At 41.7% G+C, this 16,845-nt stretch carries 19 protein-coding genes; all 19 read right to left on the bottom strand.

What is annotated here, in order from left to right; all coding sequences use genetic code 11:
- Nucleotides 1-57: 57 nt before the first annotated feature.
- Entirely contained in the window at nt 58-1,329 is a 1,272-nt protein-coding gene (gene rseP / locus KJS58_RS11145; protein ID WP_213532584.1) for an RIP metalloprotease RseP, read from the bottom strand.
- A gap of 134 nt (nt 1,330-1,463) precedes the next feature.
- Complete coding sequence (locus KJS58_RS11140) at nt 1,464-2,603, bottom strand: 1-deoxy-D-xylulose-5-phosphate reductoisomerase (protein WP_213532583.1); 1,140 nt, start codon at nt 2,601-2,603, stop codon at nt 1,464-1,466.
- A 42-nt stretch (nt 2,604-2,645) separates the two neighbouring features.
- Complete coding sequence (locus tag KJS58_RS11135) at nt 2,646-3,440, bottom strand: phosphatidate cytidylyltransferase (protein ID WP_213532582.1); 795 nt, start codon at nt 3,438-3,440, stop codon at nt 2,646-2,648.
- Between the two features lie 16 nt (nt 3,441-3,456).
- Complete coding sequence (locus tag KJS58_RS11130; RefSeq protein WP_213532581.1) at nt 3,457-4,221, bottom strand: undecaprenyl pyrophosphate synthase; 765 nt, start codon at nt 4,219-4,221, stop codon at nt 3,457-3,459.
- A 91-nt stretch (nt 4,222-4,312) separates the two neighbouring features.
- Nucleotides 4,313-4,867, bottom strand: coding sequence for a ribosome recycling factor (gene frr / locus KJS58_RS11125; protein WP_213532580.1), 555 nt, complete (start codon nt 4,865-4,867; stop codon nt 4,313-4,315).
- The gene (pyrH, locus tag KJS58_RS11120) at nt 4,867-5,595 is read right to left on the bottom strand and encodes a UMP kinase (RefSeq protein ID WP_191798657.1); all 729 of its coding nucleotides are present in this window, start codon (nt 5,593-5,595) and stop codon (nt 4,867-4,869) included. Before pyrH ends, frr begins: the two co-directional genes overlap by 1 nt.
- Nucleotides 5,596-5,844: 249 nt before the next feature.
- Nucleotides 5,845-6,495: a translation elongation factor Ts gene (gene tsf / locus KJS58_RS11115; protein WP_213532579.1), complete on the bottom strand. Its 651-nt coding sequence runs from the start codon at nt 6,493-6,495 to the stop codon at nt 5,845-5,847.
- Between the two features lie 121 nt (nt 6,496-6,616).
- Nucleotides 6,617-7,315, bottom strand: coding sequence for a 30S ribosomal protein S2 (gene rpsB / locus KJS58_RS11110; RefSeq protein WP_213532578.1), 699 nt, complete (start codon nt 7,313-7,315; stop codon nt 6,617-6,619).
- 198 nt (nt 7,316-7,513) lie between these two features.
- Nucleotides 7,514-8,071 (bottom strand): endolytic transglycosylase MltG, encoded by a 558-nt coding sequence (locus tag KJS58_RS11105; protein ID WP_213532577.1) that lies wholly within the window; start codon nt 8,069-8,071, stop codon nt 7,514-7,516.
- Nucleotides 8,068-8,598: a DUF6115 domain-containing protein gene (locus KJS58_RS11100; RefSeq protein WP_213532576.1), complete on the bottom strand. Its 531-nt coding sequence runs from the start codon at nt 8,596-8,598 to the stop codon at nt 8,068-8,070. Before KJS58_RS11100 ends, KJS58_RS11105 begins: the two co-directional genes overlap by 4 nt.
- Nucleotides 8,599-8,628: 30 nt before the next feature.
- Entirely contained in the window at nt 8,629-8,949 is a 321-nt protein-coding gene (locus tag KJS58_RS11095) for a hypothetical protein (RefSeq protein WP_213532575.1), read from the bottom strand.
- Nucleotides 8,950-8,987: 38 nt separating this feature from the next.
- Nucleotides 8,988-10,403, bottom strand: a complete 1,416-nt coding sequence (locus KJS58_RS11090) for a flagellar assembly protein A (RefSeq protein WP_213532574.1) — start codon at nt 10,401-10,403, stop codon at nt 8,988-8,990.
- A 41-nt stretch (nt 10,404-10,444) separates the two neighbouring features.
- Nucleotides 10,445-11,233: a FliA/WhiG family RNA polymerase sigma factor gene (locus KJS58_RS11085; RefSeq protein ID WP_213532573.1), complete on the bottom strand. Its 789-nt coding sequence runs from the start codon at nt 11,231-11,233 to the stop codon at nt 10,445-10,447.
- A gap of 14 nt (nt 11,234-11,247) precedes the next feature.
- Nucleotides 11,248-11,691 carry a hypothetical protein gene (locus KJS58_RS11080; RefSeq protein ID WP_225229028.1) on the bottom strand — a complete coding sequence of 148 codons (444 nt, stop codon included), beginning with the start codon at nt 11,689-11,691 and terminating at the stop codon, nt 11,248-11,250.
- Nucleotides 11,688-12,185 carry a chemotaxis protein CheD gene (locus KJS58_RS11075; RefSeq protein WP_191798418.1) on the bottom strand — a complete coding sequence of 166 codons (498 nt, stop codon included), beginning with the start codon at nt 12,183-12,185 and terminating at the stop codon, nt 11,688-11,690. The genes KJS58_RS11080 and KJS58_RS11075 overlap by 4 nt, the downstream gene beginning before the upstream one ends.
- Nucleotides 12,178-12,801, bottom strand: a complete 624-nt coding sequence (locus KJS58_RS11070) for a chemotaxis protein CheC (RefSeq protein ID WP_191798655.1) — start codon at nt 12,799-12,801, stop codon at nt 12,178-12,180. Before KJS58_RS11070 ends, KJS58_RS11075 begins: the two co-directional genes overlap by 8 nt.
- Nucleotides 12,802-12,804: 3 nt before the next feature.
- The gene (locus KJS58_RS11065) at nt 12,805-13,266 is read right to left on the bottom strand and encodes a chemotaxis protein CheW (RefSeq protein ID WP_191798417.1); all 462 of its coding nucleotides are present in this window, start codon (nt 13,264-13,266) and stop codon (nt 12,805-12,807) included.
- 83 nt (nt 13,267-13,349) lie between these two features.
- Nucleotides 13,350-15,434, bottom strand: coding sequence for a chemotaxis protein CheA (locus KJS58_RS11060; RefSeq protein WP_213532572.1), 2,085 nt, complete (start codon nt 15,432-15,434; stop codon nt 13,350-13,352).
- Nucleotides 15,435-15,456: 22 nt separating this feature from the next.
- Nucleotides 15,457-16,833: a chemotaxis-specific protein-glutamate methyltransferase CheB gene (gene cheB / locus KJS58_RS11055; protein WP_213532571.1), complete on the bottom strand. Its 1,377-nt coding sequence runs from the start codon at nt 16,831-16,833 to the stop codon at nt 15,457-15,459.
- Between the last annotated feature and the right edge of the window lie 12 nt (nt 16,834-16,845).

Below are 16,845 nucleotides of genomic sequence, written 5' to 3'. Positions count from 1 at the left end.
TCCTCCCGTAGTTCCTACAGGGAGCTTCACGAAAGTGATCACTCCCAGGGAACACCATTATCCTTTAATTAATCGTAAAATATCGTTATAAGTTACTGCGATCATAAGAATGAACAACATCGCAAACCCGATGAAATGCACCATACCTTCACGAGCGGGGTCAATGGGCTTGCCACGCAATCCTTCAATCCCGAGGAAAATAAGGCGACTGCCATCTAATGCTGGAATCGGTAGTAAGTTAAAAATACCGAGGTAAAGGCTAAGTATAGCGGTCCACTGGGTTAGCTGCAGTATTCCTTGCTTCGCAATTTGACCCGTTACTTCAAACGTACGTACAGGCCCACCGAGATCATCAATACTAAACTTAGCGATCAGTTGTCTGAAACCTTCAAAAATATTTTCAGTGGTGGTCACCATGTTTTTTCCAGCAACAGCAAAGGATTCAATAAATCCAACTTCTTCACGAGGGAACTCAGCAGTAATCCCGACTTTCCCTCCCACTTGACCTTCCATCGCACGCGGAGTAATCGTTAGATCAAATACTTCGTCTCCTCGCCGTACGGTCCATTCCATTGGTTTATCCTGCGAATCAGCAATGAGGTTAATCATCTTCGTGTAATCTCCACCAATGGTCTCACCATTGATTGTCTCCACAATATCCCCTTTTTGAAGATCCGCTTCAGCTGCAGGCATTCCTTCCGATATCGTACCGATCTTGACATAGGTTGGATTCTCGACAGGAGTCCCTGCAGCCATCGCATAAATCGCAAACAAGATAAAAGCCAGTAAAAAGTTCATAAACGGTCCGGCAAAAATGGCAAGCGCTCTTTGACCGACCGTTTTACTGTTAAACTGACGATCTTTGGGTGCAATCTGTGTTTCTTGGTTTCTTGCAACGAGCATTGCTGCTGGATGAACAGGGAACTTTTGTTGTTCACCATCAACATCAAGTTCAACCATCAATCGTCTTTCCAGGTCTATGGAAATAACTTCTCCTCGAATCACATTTTTTCTGTTATCAAGTTGATCCAAGTAGATCGTTTTGACCTGTCCATCGGCTGTTTTAACCGCAATCGTCTGACCGGGCTGAATTTCTATTAATTCAGGATCTTCTCCAGCCATCCTCGCATAACCGCCAAATGGCAGTAATCGCAGTGTAAACGTGGTCTCTTGGTACTTATAAGAAAACAGCTTCGGACCAAAGCCGATGGCAAATTCTCTTACAAGAATGCCAGCTCGTTTGGCAAAATAATAATGGCCCCATTCATGTACCGTCACAATGACGAAAAACATGAGCACCGTTAAAATTACAATTTGCAAGGTTTCCAATTACTTCTTTCCTCCTTTTGCTTAAGAAGAGCTGATCTTGTCCTACTACATTATCATTATTCAAAGGTACGATACAAGAGAAGCAAATTCGTAAAAACCACTCTCTCTTGCTGCAGGCAGGAAGAAACCTTGTCTTATAAAGAGGTTGCAATATCTCTTACTTGCTGATCAACCTGTTCAATCTGCTCTAGATCAGGACTCGGAATGCTTTGATGATTATCTAGTACTCTTGCAATGATCTCCTCGATCTTCAGAAAAGAAATATCCCCTTTAAGAAAACGAGCAACGGCCACTTCATTCGCAGCATTAAATGCCGTTGTTGCGGTTCCCCCTATTTTACCACATTCATAAGCAAGCTTTAAGCAAGGAAAACGCTCCATGTCCATTTCTCTAAAATGCAGCGCTCCGATCTCAGAAAGTGATAAAGATGAAGCTGGGGAAGGTAATCGCTTCGGATAAGTTAATGCATATTGAATAGGAACACGCATGTCCGGGTTACCCATTTGTGCAATCATACTTGTATCTTGAAACTCTACGAACGAATGAATAATGCTTTCTGGATGAAGAAGAACGTTGATCTTTTCATAAGGAAGATCGAACAACCATCTTGCTTCTATTACCTCTAGTCCTTTATTCACCATCGTTGCCGAGTCTATTGTAATCTTGGAGCCCATCGACCAATTCGGATGTTTGAGTGCATCTGCAACCGTTACGTGCTGAAGCTGCTGTCTGGTTAAATCTCGAAACGACCCGCCTGAGGCAGTGAGTGTAATCTGTTTAACCTCACGTAGTTGTTCCCCATTCAGACACTGAAAAATAGCCGAATGTTCGCTGTCTACCGGGATAATCTGTACTTGTTTTTCCTGAGCTAGTGCAGTAACCAGATGACCGGCTGTTACAAGAGTCTCCTTGTTGGCCAGGCCAATCTGTTTCCCTTCTCTAATCGCAGCGAGTGTAGACGATAGTCCCACACTACCCATCACTGCTGTAATGACGGTATCCGCATCTGTTCCTGCAGCCACCTCGATCAGACCTTCGTTTCCATAATAAACCTCTGTGCCTTCAGGCACGTGCATACGTACATGATCTACATCTTCTTTACGACTGACGGACACTTTACGAGGACGATATGCCCTGGCTTGCTCGATGAGCAGCTCCACATTGGTACCCGCTGACAAGCCCTCTACCTGGAACTCTTCCGGATGCATTCGAACGACATCTAAGGTTTGAGTTCCAATGGAGCCTGTTGAACCTAAAATTGAAATTTTCTTCACAAATGACACCTCTTGTATTGACATAAAATCGTTTGTCTTTCCTTAGTAAGGGAGGAGCATGAGGATATGTACGAACGGAAACACAAAGATCCAACTATCACATCGATCCAGAATACCACCATGCCCTGGAAGCAGATTCCCCGAATCTTTAATTCCATATACACGTTTATAGGCAGACTGCGCTAAATCTCCTAATTGACCAATAACGGAAGCAGACAAACCAATGAGTACAGCTCTTCCGAAACCTAGGAGGCCCTGAGAGAACCCAGCAAATAAGAGCGCAATTATAATGGCTATAATAATTCCGCCAATAGCACCTTCTATGGTCTTGTTAGGACTAATCATCGGCCAAAGTTTATTTTTACCGAACGACTTGCCTACAAAATAAGCTCCTGCATCACTACCCCAAATACTTGCCAAAAGAAGAAAAGTCCAAAACAATCCTGCCGGTAATTGACGTGTTACTGCAATATAATAAAAACCGATTCCAACATATACGACACCAATAAAAATCAAAGCCGCAGTCTGAACGGTAATCTTGTTTTTTGTCGTTACGGTTGCGATAAGCAGCAGTATCATCAAAATCCACAATATCTGATTTAATGTCAACGTTAACCCCAGCTCTGCAAGCAAATCAGGAAAAATGAGGAAAAGAATGCCGGCATATCCAATGATTGCTGTACCCGAAAAAGCAGAAACACCAATCATCCGTATGAACTCGTATAATCCAATAAGTGCCATTAGAAAAATGAAGAAGTTATACCAGAGTCCACCCAGCATTGCAAACCCCAAAAATAAAGCACCGGCAACAATTCCAGTTATTACTCGCTGTTTCAACTTGGTCCATCCTCCATTACTTCAGACCGCCATACCTTCTTGTTCTGCGTTGGTATTCGGCTACTGCTTCATATAAGTGTTCTCTATTAAAATCCGGCCAGTAAATATCTGTAAACCACATTTCGCTATAAGCAAGCTGCCACAGCATAAAATTACTTATTCTAAGTTCTCCGCTTGTTCGAATTAATAAATCCGGATCAGGCAGGTCTTTAGACAACAAGTGTTTCTCAATCAGGTCAGGCGTAATATCATCAGTTGTCAGGTCACCCGATTCAATTTGCTGAGCAATTGCTTTCATCGCATCTGTGATTTCACTTCTACTGCCATAATTCAAAGCAAAAGTAAGAACCAGTCCGGTATTATCTTTTGTTTTTCGAATTGCTTCTCGAAGTGCTTTTACCGTATGATCAGGTAAATTCTCTTCATACCCCATCATTCGTACACATACGTTTTTTTCGATTAATTCATCTAGCTCCTGTGCAAGAAAATCAACAGGCAGACGCATCAAAAAATCCACTTCATCTTTCGGTCTCGTCCAGTTTTCTGTCGAGAAGGCATACATTGTCAGATACTTGATTCCCAAGTCATCTGCAGCAATCGTTGCCCGTTTAAGAGCTTTCATACCGCTTTGATGTCCAACGATGCGAGGCATACCTTGTTGTTTGGCCCATCTACCATTGCCATCCATAATAATAGCCACGTGTTGCGGAATATTAGCTTTTGACAGTTCAGGCGTCTCTTTGCCGTTCTTATTCCACCACGACCGAGCGCGTTTCATCATTCGACTTCCTCCAAAATTCCATGAAGTTTCTTTTCCTTGCTGTGAAAAGAGCAAACCCCACCGAAGGCGGAGGGGCCGTAAGCATATTATATTACACTTCCATGATTTCTTTTTCTTTTGCAGCGAGAACTTTATCTACTTCTGCAACAAATTTATCAGTAGACTTTTGAATATCGTCTTGATGTCTGCGAGATTCATCCTCAGAAATATCGGATTTCTCCAACTTTTTGATATCATCATTTGCATCACGACGGATGTTACGAACCGCTACTTTTGCTTCTTCCCCAAATTTCTTGGTGAATTTCACAAGTTCAATTCTGCGTTCTTCAGTAAGTGCCGGAATGCTCAGACGGATCATAGCACCATCATTTTGCGGTGTAAGACCAAGATCTGACTTCATAATAGCACGTTCGATATCAGCCAAGGAAGATTTATCCCATGGTTGGATCATCAAAGTACGAGAATCCGGAGTCGTAATATTTGCAAGTTGGTTAACCGGCGTAGGTGCGCCATAATATTCAACTTGAATTCGATCAAGTAAAGAAGGGGTTGCACGACCTGCACGAAGTGTTGACAAATCACGTTTAAGTGCGAGGATCGCTTTTTCCATGCGTTCTTCTGCGTTCTTTTTAATTGATTGCGGCATTAATCTACACTTCCTTTCACAATTGTCCCGATTTTTTCACCGAGAAGAACTCGTTTGATATTACCTTGCTCAGTAATAGCAAATACAATGAGAGGAATATTGTTATCCATACAGAGTGAGGAAGCAGTGGAGTCCATAACTCCTAAATTCTTGTTCAACACATCAAGATAAGTCAATTGTTCAAATTTCACAGCCGTTTCATCTTTAAACGGATCTGCAGAATATACACCGTCCACTTTATTCTTCGCCATCAGAATAACTTCAGCCTCAATCTCAGCTGCACGAAGAGCAGCCGTTGTATCTGTTGAGAAGAACGGATTACCTGTTCCTGCTGCAAAGATCACAACTCTACCCTTTTCGAGGTGTCTAATCGCTCTACGGCGGATATATGGTTCAGCAATCTGCTGCATCGCTATTGAAGTTTGAACACGTGTTGGCACTTCAATCTGTTCTAATGCATCTTGCAGCGCAAGCGAGTTCATAACGGTTGCAAGCATACCCATGTAGTCTGCTGTTGCACGGTCAATACCATTCTCGCTACCTGCAATTCCGCGCCAAATATTACCGCCACCGCATACGATCGCAACTTCGACTCCAAGTTCTACTACTTCTTTAACTTGCTGTGCAATGGATGAGATTGTTTCTGCATCAATCCCGTAACCATTTTGCCCAGAAAGGGATTCTCCACTCACTTTAAGCACAACTCTTTTAAATACCGGCTGTTCCAAATGTTCACCCTCCACTTCGAAATGACGCTTCCCCACGTCAATTAAGCACATGTTAACCTTATATTAGTTAAAAAGAAAGGAACACGGATTGTGTTCCACTCTTAGTTAAAGAAAACCTTTTGAGCCGAATCTCGGACAATCCAGTTGTTCTTTCCATATAAAGCTGTCTGTGTAATCTCTAAGATGTAAATCATTACATTATCTTCAAGAATAACATGGGCCGTCTTTTGATTCGATCATTTTCTTTGTTTATTTATTTACTTGGGACATAACTTCTTCAACGAAGTTGTCTTGTTTTTTCTCAAGACCTTCACCAAGCTCGTAACGAGTAAAGCGACGGATTGAGATGTTTTCGCCAATTGTGCTGATTTTTTCGTTCAGCAATTGTTCAATTGTTTTGTCTGGGTCTTTTACGAAAGATTGCTCAAGCAAGCAGAACTCTTCGTAATATTTACCAATACGACCTTCAACCATTTTCTCAACGATTTTTTCTGGTTTACCTTCATTCAGAGCTTGAGCTTTCAAAATTTCTTTTTCTTTCTCAATTTCTTCTTGAGGAACTTCTTCACGGCTCACGTAACGTGGGTTAGAAGCAGCGATTTGCATAGCGATGTCGCGAGCAAATTCCTTGAATTGATCTGTCATAGCAACGAAGTCAGTCTCACAGTTAACTTCAACCAGTACACCAATACGTCCACCAGCGTGGATGTAAGATTGTACTACGCCTTCTGTTGCAGCGCGGCCAGCTTTGTTCGCTGCTGCGGACAAGCCTTTTTCACGAAGAATTTCAATCGCTTTGTTTACATCGTTGTTTCCTTCTTCTAGTGCTTTTTTGCAATCGAGCATACCTGCGCCCGTTTTTTCACGAAGTTCTTTCACCAATTTTGCATCTACTGCCATTGTTAATTCCCTCCAGAGGATAAATTTGCGTATGACCCTAAAAAAAGGGTAGTGAGAGGTTATCCACCTGCCAACCACCCTTTTTCATTTAATTCATATACTTAGGCCTTTGAAAGCAATCTTAAGCGGAAGTTTCTTCGCCTTGATGTGCTTCAATAACAGCATCAGCCATTTTTCCAGTAAGCAATTTAACCGCGCGAATCGCGTCATCGTTACCAGGAATAACATAATCGATTTCGTCCGGATCGCAGTTAGTATCAACGATACCTACGATTGGGATACCCAATTTACGAGCTTCTGCTACTGCAATACGCTCTTTACGAGGGTCGATTATGAACAGGGCACTTGGAAGACCCTTCATGTTCTTGATACCGCCGAGGAATTTCTCAAGACGATCTTTCTCTTTACGGAGAATGATAACTTCTTTTTTAGGAAGAACTTCAAATGTGCCGTCCTCTTCCCATGCTTCCAACTTTTTCAAACGATCGATACGTTTTTGAATAGTTTGGAAGTTAGTAAGAGTACCACCCAACCAACGTTGGTTAATGTAAAATTGACCAGCGCGCTCTGCTTCTTCTTTTACGGAATCTTGAGCTTGTTTTTTAGTACCTACGAAAAGAACAGTACCGTTCTCTCCTGCAATACTTTTAACGAAGTTGTAAGCTTCCTCAACTTTTTTCACTGTCTTTTGCAAGTCAATGATGTAAATACCGTTTCTTTCAGTGAAGATATAACGATCCATCTTTGGATTCCAACGACGAGTCTGATGACCGAAGTGAACCCCAGCTTCGAGAAGCTGTTTCATGGAGATAACTGCCATCTCCACACACCTCCTAATATTTTGGTTTTTGTGTCCTCCGCTAGCATCATTTCCCGACAAGACTTCCCTTAAAGGAAGCACCCTCGACAGAATTAGCGTAGCGTGTGTTTTAACACCGTCAATTAATATATCATAAGTGAAACTGAGATGCAACAATGTTTAGTTCTAAATAACTAACATCATTATAAGAATCCGAAATTAAGGAGCTGCGGTGATTTTCTTAATAATAGAATTGGTAGATTCATTCTGCTTAAATTCATAGGTGCCTGTTTGAATTTTCCTGTTGATTTTTTGACGATTGGCTTCTTTTAAGAAAGCTTCGGGGTCCTGAATCACATGTAAGGAAGTTAAATGATCCGCAACATCATTTAAGGTTGCACCTTGAATCACCTTATATCTCACTACCTCTGTAGAAGGCTCTGCCTTTTTCTCCGAAGTCGGCTGTTTTGGCTCATCAGGCGTTTCGTTCTGCGGAACCTTTGGCTTTTCAGGAGATTCTGTAACCGCACCCGATTCCGTTTCTTCTAATCGTGCTCCTTTTTGCTCCGCCCATTCTTCTTCAGTCATTACCTTATCTTTCACATCGTATACCTTAAGATTCATTATTGCGGCCTGTTCTTCCAGTTCCGTACGTGATAAGACATTCTTTGCGTTTTCTTCTGCCGCACCCTGCCCTATAAGTGCAAGCTTTAGAATGAGTGCGCAGGCTGCAATCCCTATTCCAAGTCCCATAAGAAAGGAACGATTTTTCATCATACCATTCTCTCCCGTTCACCGAGCTGTAGAATCAATTGCACTTCTCCCTTGGGCATATCTAGCTTTTTAGCTATAAAGTCAGTAGATTTTCCTTCTGACTCTAATTGAAAGACCTCACTGTAACGCTTATGAATGGTCGGCTCTTCCTGTATAGCGAATTCTTCTATTACTGTATCGTCAGTTACTGCATGGTCGGCTTTTTTTACAGCCGCTTCTACATTTGTGCCAGCAAAAGTATTTGCATTCATCAATGAGGAAACTTGCTGCTCAAGGTTTAGAATCTGTTGTTTCATATCTTGAATTTCTTTTTCTCTTAGATTGTTTGTATGTGAAAAGTCCTGCTTCCATTTTTGAATACTCTCTATAACCTTTTCATTCTCCAGTTCAATCTCAGCCAAATATTGCTCTAACGTTGCTTCTACATCTTTAATCACTTTTCCCCCTGTTTGAGGTTTTGATCTCGGCATAAACCAGGCAAATAGGGTGATACCAACACCCAACACAACGAGGGTACTCCAAGGTTCCATGAGATTATTCTCCTATTCATGTATGCCTACTTATAAACTGTAGTCAATGTGTTTCCCTTTAAAAGGGTGTTCCGCTGGCGTAGCTGCCAGTGTCTCTTCTGAAGTTTCTTCAAGCTCATTCGAATTCTTTATCTCCAAAGTCCCGGACGAAGCTGAACGATCTCTTATCCCTGTCTGTTCTGATTCTGATGTTTTTGGACTTTGTTTACTTTCTTTTTTCGTCTTTTTATTCTCGTTTGTTGCTAGTAGGGACTGTTCTGATGATCTCCTGTGGTCGTATTCGCTTTGATACCGTCCCGCCTCCGTCGTACGAGGTATAGCAATTTGAAGTTCAACGTTTTTCAAGCTCACCCTCTTCACTCCTTCACTGCTAACAAGAATAAATACGCTTAACCATTCTTTAGAGGAACCATAGAAATATCACCGTTTTGATAAAAAAATGAAATTTGTGTTGCTGTATCTTTAATAAATTTGGTGTATCTGCCGATAACTATTTTAGAGCCTCCGTAAATCATCTTAGTTATATCGACTCTTGCTTTCGAGGTATCTTCCAACACTTTTTCGATATCCAATATTTGCTCCCTGTTCTCTTTCATTTGTTGCATGCTAGATTCACGAGTCACTTGAAGTTTCATCCGCATATGCATCTTATCATCTGATATATGTCCAGTAGCAGCCATTTGATCTAAAAGATGAAGAGCTTTGGCCGTTTTATCTATACTTTCGCTCAACCCCTTTTGCTGCTGGCGAAGGTTCGTAAGTTCATTACGCAGTCTTGGCATTACACCAACTTCAATTGTGGTTACGGTAGACATCGGGTTACCAACTACTCTAGCGGCTACTCTTTCACCTGCTTGAATGAGACCACCTACAATAAGTCCCTTGGTTCCTGCACAAATACATTCTTTTCCTGCTCTAATCGATGAATGCATGATACTTTGCGAGACATATATACATTGACCTGCTTCAACATTCGCATCTTGGATAAATGAGCTCTTTACATCAACACCTGCTTGAATAAGCCCTTTATTGTACCCTATAATTCCCCCTGTTACTTCAATAGAGCCTTCTGCAAAGACTTCAGCGCCCTCTACACCGCCGATTACACGAATGTCTCCTGCGGCCTTCACTTTGAATCCGGAGAGTACATTCCCACGAATAACAACAGTACCTACAAAATCTATATTCCCTGTTTTGTAATCCACATCTCCATTCACTTCAAATACAGGAAATACATTGATTCGATGATTTTCCGTTGTCGTGATCAGTCCATCGATCGAGGCGTACATTGCATTTCCTTCGGTGCTAACTACCACATTCTTTCCTGTCTTGAATCTAGCTTCTTTACCTGGAGAGAAAGGAATAAGGTCTCCTTTTACACTTTTCCCAGGCTTGCCTGGGCTTGGATCTATTTTTTTAGCAATGACCTGCCCTTTTTTTACATTGTTCAGGCGCGTAATTTCCTTATAATCTACTCTCCCGTTTCCTGTCTCGAGCGGTCTTCGTTCTCCTGTTAAATCCGTGCTCGTAAGGAACTGAATGATTCCATCCTTACCCGCTTCAGGAACATCCCCCTCAGCTATTAATATCTTTTGGCCATAAAAATTCAGGGGACTTGCGGCGATTGCACGAATTGTATCCGTTTTAATTCCATACGCAATACCTTCTGTTAGAAGAAATGTGTTTAGTTCCTGTTCGGTAAAATCCAACTCGGATGTAAGATTTGATAAATCGATCCATGCGCTGCTTTGATCATCCGATAACAGTACTTTCACATGTTGTTTGAGCTCTATTTTTTGGGTCATATACAACTTCCTTCTTTCTCAGGTCATCATCCTACCTTTTATTAGTCCCGATTCATTAACAGTTCACGCTGCTTCTCCAGAGTCCCTCGAAGGCGTAAAATCGCTTTAGAATGCAACTGAGAAATTCGAGATGGTGATAGAGACATCACTTCTGCAATTTCACTAAGAGATAAGTCTTCATAATATAGAAGAGATACGACGATACGTTCTTTTTCCGTGAGTTTATCTAATCCTGTGATCAGTGCTTGTTTGAGATGAATATCACGAACCGTTTGATCAGGAGGATAAGCTCTCTCATCGACCAATAGTGACATTCTTGTCTCGGCGTCTTCTTCTCTCAGCGGATCTTCGAGAGAATATAACGACATTACCGCTACCTCTTGTACCATATGTTGAAAATCTTTGGCCGATAAATCTAAATATTGTCCCATCTCTTCATCACTAACGGTACGGGAATATTTTTGTTCTAAATGTTGATAAGCCTCTTCAATTCGTTTTGCTTTCTCACGAACCGAACGCGGAACCCAGTCTCCTTGGCGAAGACCATCCAGTATCGCTCCTCTTACTCTCCAAGAGGCATAGGTTTCAAATTGGAGTCCTCTTTTATAATCAAATTTATCAAGTGCATCAATTAACCCTAGCGCGCCATTGCTCTCAAGGTCATCTTTCGACACATTTTTAGGCAGCCCTACTGCTAACCGACTGGATACATAATGAACGATATGGAGATGCTTCTCGATCAAGGTTTTTCTAGCATCTAAATCCCCGTGCTCCTTCCACTTTTCCCACAGGTCCATGTCGGCCAAATGGGATGAATTAGGTTCTTTCATATCGTTTCCCTCCTCTATTTGCCTGACAGGTGACGAACGGCTTGTGCTAATTCTTCAGCATCTTTTGTCCGAACAATTTTCGGAGGATTAAGTGGTTCAAAGCCGCTCTCCACTGCAGATTGTTTCTTTTTTTCTTCGTTTGGTTCTGCTTGAGCATAATTCAGAATATCCTTCAGCACTTCATCATCATTTGGAGCAATCACATCAAGCTGAGCCCCCTTCGTCTCTTGTCCTTCTTCCAGGCTCTCAGGACCTCCTTTGTCAGGTGGAGAAGCCAATACACTGCCTAATACGTACCTTAGTAGAAAGGCTAGTAAGAACCAGATGATAAAAGCCGCCCCTGCCCGAAAAAGACTTGTAGATAGTAAGTTACTGCTAAATGAAACGAAAAACGTAATGATCAGTCCAATAAATCCGGCTAAAAAATTGATTCGAACATTCCCAAACATTCTATTCATAGTTCCTTCACACCCATCTGTACGCTTCGAATCGTTAATATTCCAGTGTCCCGATCTATTTCAATGGTTCTCCCATGACTCCCGCCGCAATCTTCAGCAAGAAGAGGAATGCGAAGCTCTCTAATCATTTGTTTACAAACTTCTGTATTACGAGGCCCAATACGTAACGTATCACCAGCCCCAGCAAATTGAAACATCTGTGATCCCCCTGCCATTTTGGCAATGAGTCTCGTGCTTGATGCACCCGCTTCAATCATTCTCTCTACCAATTCTACGATCGCAGTATCCGCGTATTTTGCCTTATTCAAAATACCTTCTCTCGCAATAGAAGAGGAAGGCAGCATGACATGTGCCATCCCCGCAATTTTAGCTAGTGGATCATATAGAGTTACACCCACACAAGACCCTAGTCCTGTTGTACGAATGATACCCGGTTCTGTAATGATGTTTAGATCCGCCATTCCTACCTTTACCAAGTTTCTTTGTTCAATCATGATAGGGCGCTCCCAAAGCCTCAAAAATGACATGAAAAGACTCAGGATCGGGTATTAGAAAAAATTGTCCTTGTACTTGGTTCTGACCTTCGAGAAATTGAGTATCGATTAATAGTGCTTCGTCAGCAGTGTGACTCATATGAAGTAATCCGTAACTTAAAATAGCTCCTGCCATATCTAGTGCAAATCCAGGCACGGTAGGGAACATTTTTAAACGAGTGAAATCAGCAAGGGATGAGAGATATGACCCAGCCAGAATATTTCCAATTTCAGAGATCGTCGAGCATTCCATTTCCGTAAATTCGAGATGTTCACAGCTTACTTCCGAATTAAAATGGTACAAAAGCTGTTTGGCGGCTTCCGGGGTCATCATAAAAAACATGTTCCCCGGAGCCTCTCCTTCTACCCGAAAATAAACGGCAGCTACAATACTCTCATCACCGCCAACACTTTCCGCTATGGCTTCGAAAGGAACCCTCTGGACAGTCGGCACACCCATATCTACAGGTTTATTGAGCAGGGTAGCAAGCGCTGTAGCCGCATTCCCTGCTCCAATATTTCCGATCTCTTTCAAGATATCCATCTCAAACTCCTGAAATTGATTGATTGTAGCCATCATTTATCCTTCCATACTCTCAAGACTTATAATTTCACTTTTATTCAATACTTCATGGAGATTCAGCATAATGAGAAGTCTTTCTTCTTCTAGTTTCGCTACTCCTCTTAAATATTTGGCTTTAATACCTCCTACAATTTCAGGAGGCGTTTCAATATCATCTTCATTAAGATCTACAACGTCATTGGCCGAATCAACAATAAAACCAACCTGCATATCCGAAACGGTAACGATAATAATTCGTGTTTGATCGGTATACTCTGCTTCTGGAAGGGAGAAACGTCCACCTAAATCAATAACCGGAATGACGACTCCTCGAAGATTAACAACACCTTTTACAAACGAATACGTCTTTGGAACACGAGTAACCGGAAGCATTCTTTCAATCGTCTGAACACGTTCTACTTCAATTCCATACTCTTCTGTCCCAAGCTTAAAAACGATTACTTTCATGTCTTCTGCCATGATTAATGCCTCCTAAGTAAGTAAGTAAGTAAGTAAGTAAGTAAGTAAGTAAGTAAGTAATAAGAACTTCCGCTTGCAAAGAATTATTTAATTAAGCCGTTGGGATCAATGATTAGTGCGACTTGTCCATCACCGAGGATGGTTGCTCCAGAAATCCCTTGAATATTCGGTAAATATTTGCCCAGTGTTTTAATAACAATTTCGTTTTGTCCGATAAAATCATCGATCGCCAAAGCTGCAAGCTGATCTCCTTTACGAATAACAACAATCTCGATTTCATCCTCTACTTCATCACTGTAATCTTCTACATTAAAAAATTCGGAAAGTGATACAAAAGGAACTAACGCTTCTCTAAATGAAATCATTTTGGTTCCATGAACAATACGGATTTTTTCTTTTTTCACAATGCCTGTTTCTACGATCGAAGAAAGCGGAATAGCATATTTCTCACTTCCAAGCTTAATGAGCATTGCTGAGATAATAGAAAGAGTCAGCGGCAGTTGAACCGAAAAACTCGTTCCTTTTCCCGGGACGGAATGAATGGTCACATTCCCACCAAGTGAAGTGATTTTCGCCTTCACTACATCAAGACCTACGCCTCTGCCTGAGATGTCTGAGATGGTTTCTGCTGTACTGAAACCAGGCGCAAACAATAATTGAAAGACTTGCTGATCTGTCATTTCGGCGGATTCAGCTTCCGTTACGACGCCGCGTGATATAGCGATTTTAAGTAATTTATCTCGATATATCCCGGCACCGTCGTCTTCAATCTCAATAAATACATGGTTGCCGCTATGGAATGCCCTTAATTGAATGGTACCCGTTTCCGATTTCCCCGACTCCACTCTGGTCGAGATTGATTCCACCCCGTGGTCTACTGCGTTACGAAGTAAATGAACGAGCGGGTCCCCGATCTCATCAATAACCGTACGATCAAGTTCTGTATCCGCACCTGTAATAACAAGATCCACTTTTTTATTTAGTGATTTGGCCAAATCTCGAATCATTCTTGGGAACCGATTGAATACGGTATCTACCGGAACCATTCGAAGCTTAAGTACTATATTTTGTAAGTCCGAACTCACTCTGCTCATATGGGCAACCGTTTCGATTAAGTCGGTATGCTCCAGTTCATTAGAGAGCTGTTCTAAACGAGAACGATCGATTAATAATTCACTGAATAAATTCATAAGAACGTCTAACCGTTCAATATCTACACGAATGGTTTTAGATGCTGCAGCTGCCGTATTTGTTTTTGAAGCAGCTCGAACTGTTTTCTCTTTTGCATCGCTTGGTACTGCTTCCGTGTTCTCAATCATCGTACTATTTGTATCTGTTTCTTGTGTTGCTTCAGACTTTTCCATCACTTCCGTAGCAGCTGCCGCTTCTTTAGACCCCAGCCCCAGCATTTCTTCAGTTAATGGAGTGACATTCACTTCTTCGATCTCTGAAATATTAAGAATTGCTTTCTTTAACTCTTCCGATTGCATCTGTGTTATGTAATATAATGAAAATTCATATTCAAATTGATCTTGTTCTATTTGCTGAACGGATGGCTCTGTCTTAATGATGTCACCCGATCGTTCCAGCAGATCGAACACCATATAAGCACGAACCGATTTTAACTGACTTGTTCTGCTGATGCTAACTTGTATAAACATCACTCCTGCGCCATCATGAATCGACTGTAAGAGTACAGAGCTTTGGAATTCATCAAGCAAGGGCATTGAAGAAGCAGTGTCTGTACTTGAAACATTAGATTCTTCTATGGAAGAAGGTGAACTTTCTTCCCCTTTTTCAATGGCTTGTAAAGAAGAAACGATATGAGAAACATCCAGTTTCCCCTCTCCACCTGCCATGATATCCTGTACCATGGACTCGAGTGCATCAAGACTTTGGAACAAAACATCAAAAATTGATTCCTTCATTTGCAACTTTTCATTCCGAACGAGATCGAGCACATTTTCCATTTTATGAGTTAGAGAAGCAAGATCCTCAAACCCCATCGTTGCTGCCATCCCTTTTAAAGTATGTGCAGATCTAAAAATCACCTGAACGATCGATAAATCTTCGGGACTTTGTTCAAGCTCAAGCATTTTTTCGTTCAAAGATTGCAGATGATCGTTAGACTCATCAATAAACATGGACAAATATTGATTCATATCCACTTTGAAATACCCCCTTCGTGAATTAGGTTTGGTTCATAACCGCTTGAATCAGCTTCGAGGTTAATTCTTCTAGAGGCAATACCTGCTGAACACAGGCGAGTTCAACTGCTGCACGCGGCATTCCATACACAACACAGCTTTCTTCATTCTCCGCAAACGTGGAACGAACACCTGTATCGTAAAGACGCTTCATCATCCTAGCTCCATCACTGCCCATCCCTGTAAGAAGAACAATATGTCTCTGCAGTTTAGAATAGGGGATAATCGATTCGAAAAGTGTATCTACGGAAGGACGATGTCCATTTACTATTTCTTCCTGGCTTAAACGAAGTTCATATTTCCCATTTGTCCCTTCGTTCACCCTCATGTGATATCCACCTGGAGCGATATACGCTACTCCTGCTTCCAGCTGCATTCCTTGCTCTGCTTCAACTACCCGAATCTGGCTAAACGAATCAATGCGATTCGCAAGCGATCTAGTAAAGTCAGGCGGCATATGCTGCACAATGACGATAGGAGCAGGAAAATCTTTAGGAATTTGAGATAACAACGATTTAAGCGCCCGCGGTCCACCGGTAGAACATCCAATGGCTACAAGTTGCTGGATCATCGTATTGGTCTTTTGTTGTTCGCTTTGTAGATCTTCCGGCGTACTCGTTACATTTCTGCGGCGAAACCCCTTGGACATATCATGAGTTTCCAAAGACACAGGAAGTTCAGGTGAAGAAACTATTGTTTTTTTCTGAGTGCTATTTTTGACTTTTTTATCGTTCTTATTATTCTTAGTACTCTTATTATTCTTATTTGTGACCGGCTTCGGCGAAAAAATCGGCTTCGATTCTTTCGTTTGTGTCTCTTTTGCAGGACGAGACTTGTACAGATGAGGATGATTCAATTTCTGATTGTTGAGAGATGGAACTTCATGTTGCACTTGTGTTTGCAAGTCTACTTTTTCTGTCAGCGACTCTTCACTCAATTTTCTTTCTGCACGCCTTGCCTTCATTAGCATGGCTTCTTTCATCTGATTCCGAAGCTCTTTCCCCACTTCTTCGATGTCTTGTCCATGGTTGATTGACGGTTTTCGTATAAAATCAAATGCTCCCGCTTCCAGTGACATAATCGTCTCTCGTAAACCCATTTCATTGATACCTGAGAGCATAATAATGGGGATCTCGTCCTCTGCCACGATCACTTTAAGAGCATCAAGACCGTTAAGTACAGGCATCTCTACATCCATTGTTATGAGATCAGGATGGTGTGCTCTTGCTTTTTCTATCGCTTCTTTTCCTGTAGCCGCGGTTTCCATTACTTTAAAAGCTGGATCTTGTTCAATTAAATCGGTAATGATTTTCCTCATAAAAGCTGAATCATCTACAACAAGTACTTGATAGACTGACATGTTTGCCACCTC

It is taken from the genome of Paenibacillus sp. J45TS6 (genome assembly GCF_018403285.1).
Classification (GTDB): Bacteria; Bacillota; Bacilli; order Paenibacillales; family Paenibacillaceae; genus Paenibacillus.
The sequence above is the reverse complement of the archived record's forward strand: the minus strand, read 5'-3'. Positions and strand labels throughout refer to the sequence as shown.